The following is a 519-nucleotide window of genomic DNA, read 5'->3' on the forward strand; positions in this document are numbered from 1 at the left end:
GGCGAGCGTCGGGGTCGGCATGTCGAAGCGGTCGCGGATGGTCGCGCAGGTTGAGCCGCCGAGGCGGGCGATGGCGTCGAGCCGGGCCGGGTCGACGCGCAGCCGCTCGGCGTCCACCACATCGGCGCGGTAATGCGCATAGACGATCTCGCCGAGAATGATCTGCCGCGACTTGCCAAGCTCCAGCGCGAGGTGGCGCCGGCACTCGAAGGCGGCGGGCGCCTCCCGGATCCAGGGCGACGCCACCTTGACGCCCGGCACCGCGGTGAAGCCGGCGGCGGCGAGCTCGTCCTGCTCCGGTGGGAAATCCACGGCACAGACATGCATGCCTTCGGCGATGGCGTGGGACACGATGTTCACCGTGAACACCTCGGTGAGGCGGATATTGCGCGCCGTGTCCTTGAACGACATGTCGGCATGGTTCTCGACGCCGAGCGCCAGGATCGGCGGATCGGCGGAGAGGCAGTTGAAGAAGCTGAACGGCGCCGCGTTCACCCGCCCCTGCGGGTCCACCGTCGT

At 69.6% G+C, this 519-nt stretch carries 1 protein-coding gene; it reads right to left on the reverse strand.

Annotated elements, in window-relative coordinates; translation table 11 throughout:
* Window positions 1–519 (reverse strand): flavin reductase family protein (locus LGR54_RS25660; protein ID WP_230364789.1); only part of this gene is annotated, 519 nt, incomplete at both ends.

The organism is Ancylobacter sp. Lp-2, from assembly GCF_020523795.1.
Lineage (GTDB): Bacteria > Pseudomonadota > Alphaproteobacteria > Rhizobiales > Xanthobacteraceae > Ancylobacter.